7 protein-coding genes are annotated in these 6,137 nt (G+C 44.6%); 5 read left to right on the forward strand and 2 right to left on the reverse strand.

Annotation, left to right across the window (positions count from 1 at the left end; all coding sequences use genetic code 11):
- Positions 1 to 3: 3 nt before the first annotated feature.
- The gene (locus tag J7I83_RS17380) at positions 4 to 1,290 is read right to left on the reverse strand and encodes a glutamate-1-semialdehyde 2,1-aminomutase (protein ID WP_215102825.1); all 1,287 of its coding nucleotides are present in this window, start codon (positions 1,288 to 1,290) and stop codon (positions 4 to 6) included.
- Positions 1,291 to 1,414: 124 nt separating this feature from the next.
- Between J7I83_RS17380 and bcp the strand changes: the two genes are divergently transcribed.
- From bcp to perR, 4 genes are all read left to right on the forward strand, one after another.
- Entirely contained in the window at positions 1,415 to 1,891 is a 477-nt protein-coding gene (bcp, locus tag J7I83_RS17385) for a thioredoxin-dependent thiol peroxidase (protein WP_215102827.1), read from the forward strand.
- A 14-nt stretch (positions 1,892 to 1,905) separates the two neighbouring features.
- The gene (locus tag J7I83_RS17390; protein ID WP_215102829.1) at positions 1,906 to 2,847 is read left to right on the forward strand and encodes a D-2-hydroxyacid dehydrogenase; all 942 of its coding nucleotides are present in this window, start codon (positions 1,906 to 1,908) and stop codon (positions 2,845 to 2,847) included.
- A gap of 2 nt (positions 2,848 to 2,849) precedes the next feature.
- Entirely contained in the window at positions 2,850 to 3,401 is a 552-nt protein-coding gene (locus J7I83_RS17395) for a cob(I)yrinic acid a,c-diamide adenosyltransferase (protein WP_215102831.1), read from the forward strand.
- A 121-nt stretch (positions 3,402 to 3,522) separates the two neighbouring features.
- On the forward strand, positions 3,523 to 3,966 hold the full coding sequence (perR, locus tag J7I83_RS17400; protein ID WP_215102833.1) for a peroxide-responsive transcriptional repressor PerR: 444 nt from the start codon (positions 3,523 to 3,525) through the stop codon (positions 3,964 to 3,966).
- Positions 3,967 to 4,065: 99 nt separating this feature from the next.
- Here perR and J7I83_RS17405 read toward each other — a convergent pair whose 3' ends face one another.
- The gene (locus J7I83_RS17405) at positions 4,066 to 4,419 is read right to left on the reverse strand and encodes a YgzB family protein (RefSeq protein ID WP_215102836.1); all 354 of its coding nucleotides are present in this window, start codon (positions 4,417 to 4,419) and stop codon (positions 4,066 to 4,068) included.
- 264 nt (positions 4,420 to 4,683) lie between these two features.
- On the opposite strand from J7I83_RS17405, the gene J7I83_RS17410 reads away from it, so the two are divergent.
- A complete protein-coding gene (locus J7I83_RS17410; protein ID WP_215102838.1) occupies positions 4,684 to 5,550 on the forward strand; it encodes a nucleotidyltransferase-like protein in 867 nt (288 codons plus the stop codon).
- Positions 5,551 to 6,137 lie beyond the last annotated feature (587 nt).

Below are 6,137 nucleotides of genomic sequence, written 5' to 3' on the forward strand. Positions count from 1 at the left end.
TAATTATAACTGTTTAAACGCTTCACGGACCGCTTGAATGGAAACTTCTACATCTTCTTCGGTATGTTCAGTTGTTAAAAACCAGGCTTCATATTTTGATGGAGCTAAATTGATTCCTTGCTCCAGCATGAGTTTAAAGAATCGGCCAAAGATTTCTCCGTCAGTCGCTTCTGCTTGTTTGTAGTTTTCGACTGTTACATCGGTAAAGTAGATGGTCAGTGCGCCTTTCAGCCGGTTAACGGTAATGGTCACGCCAAATTCTTTTGCCGCGGCTAAAATGCCCTTTTCAAGCTGAGCACCAAGTTTATCCAGCTTTTCGTAGATTCCATCTTCACTGAGCACTTCCAAACAGGCAATACCGGCTTGGATAGAGGCCGGGTTTCCAGCCATAGTACCCGCTTGGTAAGCGGGCCCGAGAGGAGCTACGGTTTCCATGATCTCTTTTTTTCCGCCATAAGCGCCAATCGGCAAACCGCCGCCAATGATTTTCCCGAGTGCTGTCAAATCCGGCACTAAACCAAGCATATCCTGAGCACCACCGTAATGGAAACGGAAAGCCGTAATCACTTCGTCATAGACAATCAAAGCCCCTTTTTCATGAGCAATGCGATGAACTTCTTCAAGGTAGCCTTCTCTTGGTTCGACGATTCCGAAGTTGCCGACAATCGGTTCGACCAGCAAGCAGGCGATCTCTTCACCCCAACGGTCCATAGCTTCTGAAAAAGCCTGTGGGTCATTGAACGGGATGGTGATCACTTCTTCAGCGATTGATTTGGGCACGCCGGCTGAATCGGGCGTTCCAAGTGTGGCAGGGCCAGATCCGGCAGCAACCAGGACCAAGTCGGAATGGCCGTGATAGCAGCCGGCGAATTTCATGATTTTTGTCCGTCCCGTGTAAGCACGCGCCACGCGGATCGTCGTCATGACCGCTTCTGTACCGCTGTTGACGAAACGGACTCTATCCATGTTCGGCATCGCTTGTTTCAGCATTTTAGCAAAAGTGATCTCATGGCGGGTTGGAGTGCCATAGAGCAGGCCGGTTTCCGCCGCGCGTGTAATTGCCTGTGTAATATGGGGATGCGCATGGCCGGTGATGATGGGCCCGTAAGCTGCCAGATAGTCTATGTATTTGTTGCCGTCAACATCCCAGAAGTAAGCGCCTTGTCCACGTTCCATGGCAATGGGAGACCCGCCGCCTACCGCTTTAAAGGATCTGGATGGACTGTTGACGCCGCCTACGATATGTTCTAATGCTTCTTCGTGAAGCTTTTCTGATGTTGAATGATTCATTGAATGAATGCCTCCTAAAGATTAATCTATTCCTTATTGTAGACAATCTCATTGCGAAACGCCAAAGAAATTGAAACTGGCGCCGGTGTTCGGTACGATAGAGATAAGAAAAGGAGTGATGGAGATGGCGGTATTGGTAGGTACACGAGCACCTGAATTTTCATTGAAAAACGAAGCGGGGGAAACGGTTTCCCTGAAGGATTTTTCCGGTAGTAAATACGTGGTTCTTTATTTTTATCCAAAAGATATGACACCAGGCTGTACGACACAGGCCTGTGATTTTCGTGATGCCCAGGCGGATTTTTCTGCACTCAACGCAGTAATTCTTGGCGTCAGCGCTGATTCAGAAGATCAGCACAATAAATTCAGTGAAAAACACGGCTTGCCGTTTTCGTTGCTGGTGGACGAAGACCATCAGGTTTCAGAAGCATACGGAGTCTGGGTAGAAAAGAATATGTATGGCAAAAAATTCATGGGCATCGAACGTGCGACTTATCTGATCGACCCGACTGGAACGATCGTAAAAGAATGGCACAAAGTGAAAGTTCCGAATCATATCCAGGACGTCCTGGAAACTTTAAAGACACTCAGCGATCAGTAAGAAGGGAGACATTCATGGAAATCCTGTTTACATTCATTCCAAAAGAAGATCAGCAGCAGAGGCTGGAAACTGAGTTTCCACAAGTCGATTTCCATTTCCTCTATAAAAACAAGACGCGTTTGCCCTCTGCTGACATCATCGTCACATACGGGGAAGACCTGACAGCGGAGGATATTGCAACCGCTGAAAAAGTGCAATGGATCATGGTGGCCAGTGCCGGCATTGAAAAGCTTCCTCACCAGCCAATTGCAGAACGAGGCATAATCGTATCCAATGTCAAAGGCATCCATAAAATACCGATGGCTGAATCTGCTTTGGCTCATCTATTGTCATTAAAACGCTCACTTCCGGCCATTTATGAAAATCAGCGCAGCCAGGAATGGAACAGAAAGGTCCGTTCTTCAGAATTGCATGGCTCTTCAGCACTCATTCTGGGGCCGGGGGCCATTGGTTCAGAAATCGGACGCTTACTGCAGGCATTCGGTGTCCACACTATCGGCTGCAACCGCTCTGGAGCGCAGGCTCCGCATATGGATGAAATGGTCTCTTTTGAAGACATTCTTCAAAAACTTCCACAAGCGGATTATGTCCTTTCGATTTTGCCGAGCACCGACGAAACCAAACACCTGTTGAAAGAAGTACATTTCAAAGCAATGAAAAAAACGGCCATCTTCATGAACTTTGGAAGGGGAGACCTGGTTACGGATGTGGTTCTGTTGGATGCGCTGCAGGCTGATGAGATTGCCTATGCTGTTCTGGACGTTTTTGAACAGGAGCCGCTTCCACAGGATCATCCCTATTGGACGATGGACAATGTTGTCGTGTCACCTCATGTCTCCAGCCACTCGGGCAAGTACGTGGAGCGTGCTTTGGATATCTTTATTCCAAATCTCAAAGAATGGCTTGCTGGCCAAACCGTCCCGGCAAATCTGGTCAATATGGAAAAGGGGTATTGAGTATGAAGATTTATACGAAAACTGGCGATAAAGGCATCACTTCATTGGTTTACGGAACACGGATCGCGAAAAACGATGCAGTGGTTGAGGCCTATGGAACGTGTGACGAAGCGAATTCGTTGATCGGCTTGGCAATTGGGCACATGAATACCGAGTTTTTTGAAGAAAAAGAAGCGCTTTGTGAGGTGTTCCACGAAATCCAGACGACTTTATTCCATGTTGGTGCCGAACTGGCTACGCCGAAAGGAAAAGAAGTTAAATGGAAATTGGAGGAACAAGATGTCTTTAAGCTGGAGCAGTGGATTGATCAGTATGATGCTGAAATTCCGCCGCTCAGCAACTTCATTTTGCCAGGAGGACATCCGTCCGGAGCGGCTCTTCATGTAGCCCGGACTGTCGTCAGAAGAGCTGAACGGACGGTTTTGTCAATCGGAACCGACGTCCCTCCGAATGTTCTGGCCTATTTAAATCGCTTGTCCGACTTTTTATTTGTCGCAGCGCGTTTGGTCAACCAGCGGCTTGGACGGAAAGAAAAAGGGCTGCACGAAAAATAAGGCGGAACTCGCGTGGCAACTGGCGTCAGTATAGTGATTTCTTGACATCCACCACTTCCATTAGGTACACTGTTTGTAACGATTACAATGTAAGAATATCTATGAAGTGAGGTGCACGGCGATGTCTGAAGTGAAATTAAAAGACGCGCTTGATGCTTTGAAGTCAACAGGTGTAAGAATCACACCCCAACGCCACGCGATATTGGAGTACATGATTCATTCAACAACGCACCCAACAGCGGATGACATTTATCGCGCGCTCGAAAAAACATTTCCTAATATGAGTGTTGCAACTGTTTATAATAATTTACGGGTGTTTAGAAAAGCGGGGCTGGTAAAAGAATTGACTTACGGAGATTCTTCAAGCCGTTTCGATTTTGTTACAAATGACCATTATCATATTATCTGCAACGATTGCGGAAAAATAGTCGATTTTCATTATCCGGGACTTGATGAAGTCGAGCATTTAGCTTCCCATGTCACTGGATTCCAAGTGGATTATCACCGCCTTGAAATTTACGGAACATGCCAGGGATGCTTAGGCAAAACGGCAAAGGCCCAATAAATCTTTCGTCAGCAAAAGAAGCTTACTGCGCAATCGCGGTAAGCTTCTTTTTTAGGAGACGAAAAAACATCCAGCGAAGTTTTGATTCGCTGGATGTTTTCATTGTTGCGAGCTTTTCTTATTATAGTCCTGGTCAAACTCTTTTCCTTCGAGAGAACGATCCATCGTCAAGGGCTCATTGCAATGCATACAGATATCTACACGGCCCAGCATTTTTGTGTGTTTTCCACAACTAGGACATTCAACTGGTACGGTTTTCATAGAAAGCAAACCAATCCAACCATAGACAGCCGTACTTCCGATAATCGCGATAACACCCAGCAGCATGAAAATCACCATAACAACGGGATGATTTCTGAAATAAATACCGACGTACATAATGACGATTCCGATGAAAATCAACGCTAACGCAAACGTCCGAATGCGATTAATTTTATTTTTATAAGGTTTCATGGTTTATTTCCTCCTTGCATCCATCATACTATATCATAAATGCCCTTAAAAAGTGATATCGGTTTTCAAATGAAGGAATCGACAATAAATATGTCGAAATAAAGAAAAGCGGAAGCCAATGCGTTTGGTTTCATCGTCTGATAAAAAGAGAACGGCAAAGTCCGACAGACTATAGGGAAAATGGAATTACGCTGCAGTTCATTACTAGCCGCTCCGTTCAGTTTCATGACGGAATGCGATAGAGACAGCAAGGAGTGAGAGTTGATGGAACAAATCCTACGACCGATTTATCAGGAGCGCGCCAGCCAGGAAAGTACGCTGGGGGTAATCTTAGTGGAGAAAAGAGAAAAGGTCAGTCAGATTACGGATACCTTTGATTCGATTCTGCTGATCATCACCAAGGAAAATGAGACACCGGTGTTCACTAAACATTACACGTATTTAGATAAAAAGGCTGCAATGCACATCATTACCGAAAGGCAATTACATAAATGGCTGCTGCTTGGAACAAATCGTAAAATTGTCGACTGGCTTTTCTATGGCCGTGTCATTTATGATCGCAACGAGTTCATGGAGAAGTTAAAAACAGAGTTGAAGGACTATCCTTTCTATGGACGGAAAATCAAGATGGGTATGGAATTCGCCAAACTGATTCGCCGTTATATGGAAGGGAAAGTGTTTTTTGAAGAGAAGAATTATATGGATGCCTACCATCATATGGTAGAGTCGTTGCATCATTTGGCGCGATTGGCGGTACTCGAGAACGGTTTGCCTCCAGAAGTGACTGTCTGGTCACAGGTAAAACAGATGGAGCCAGCAATCTATAAGCTGTACGAAGAATTGATATCGAGCGATGAACCGATCGATAAGCGGCTGGAGCTGTTATTCTTGGCAAGTGAGTTCTACATCCATTCACGGACACAGGACGGTGCTCTTCATATAAGGGAAGTCATGGAAAAGCAGAGCAGCTGGACAATCCAGGAATTGCACGAACAGGAAGAATTGAAAAACTATTCCTCTGATCTAGAGGTTTTCATTGAATATCTTATAGATAAGGAACTTATTTTCATTAACGGTGTTATGACAAAAAGCGAAGGAATCTTCCACCGTTATTATTATGTGAAAAACTAACTTGGAACATTGAAGGGAAAGACTGCTGTCTTTTCGTTCTGGCTATACTTGAGGAAGTCCAGAGCGGCGTCGGTCTTTCTTAATGATAAGGGTAGGGTTTGAATATTAAAAAGCCCCAAAAACGAGCATCGCGAAATACTGCTTCTGCACCATTTCAATGCAAGCTGGATAGAAATGAGTTTTTTTGTTTTGCGATGTGGAGGTTTAAAAGCGGGTGGAACGGCCACCACTTTTGAATTTTGACTAAGCTGCCTGGATGCTCAGCAACAAAGAAATATGAAGGGAAAAGAAAAGCTGTTGGTGAAATCCGTTTTTTCGGACTTTGGCAATAGCTTTTTTTCTATGAAAATCACGGTGAAAGAAGCTAGAGAATAATGTTTTATTGCCCTAATAATTAAAGTTTATACGTTTTTGAAACTTTTTTTGCTTTAATCATTGACAATTCCACAGGAAATGTATTATGATAATACACGTCGCTAAGGGAAATTAAGTTTTTCGCAATAATAAAAAGGCTTGACTCTTTCGCTTAACGGTGATAACTTAGAGAAGTTGCTTTTACAGGACGGACAAACTGAACCTTGAAAACT

It is taken from the genome of Planococcus sp. ISL-110 (assembly GCF_018613575.1).
GTDB lineage: Bacteria > Bacillota > Bacilli > Bacillales_A > Planococcaceae > Planococcus.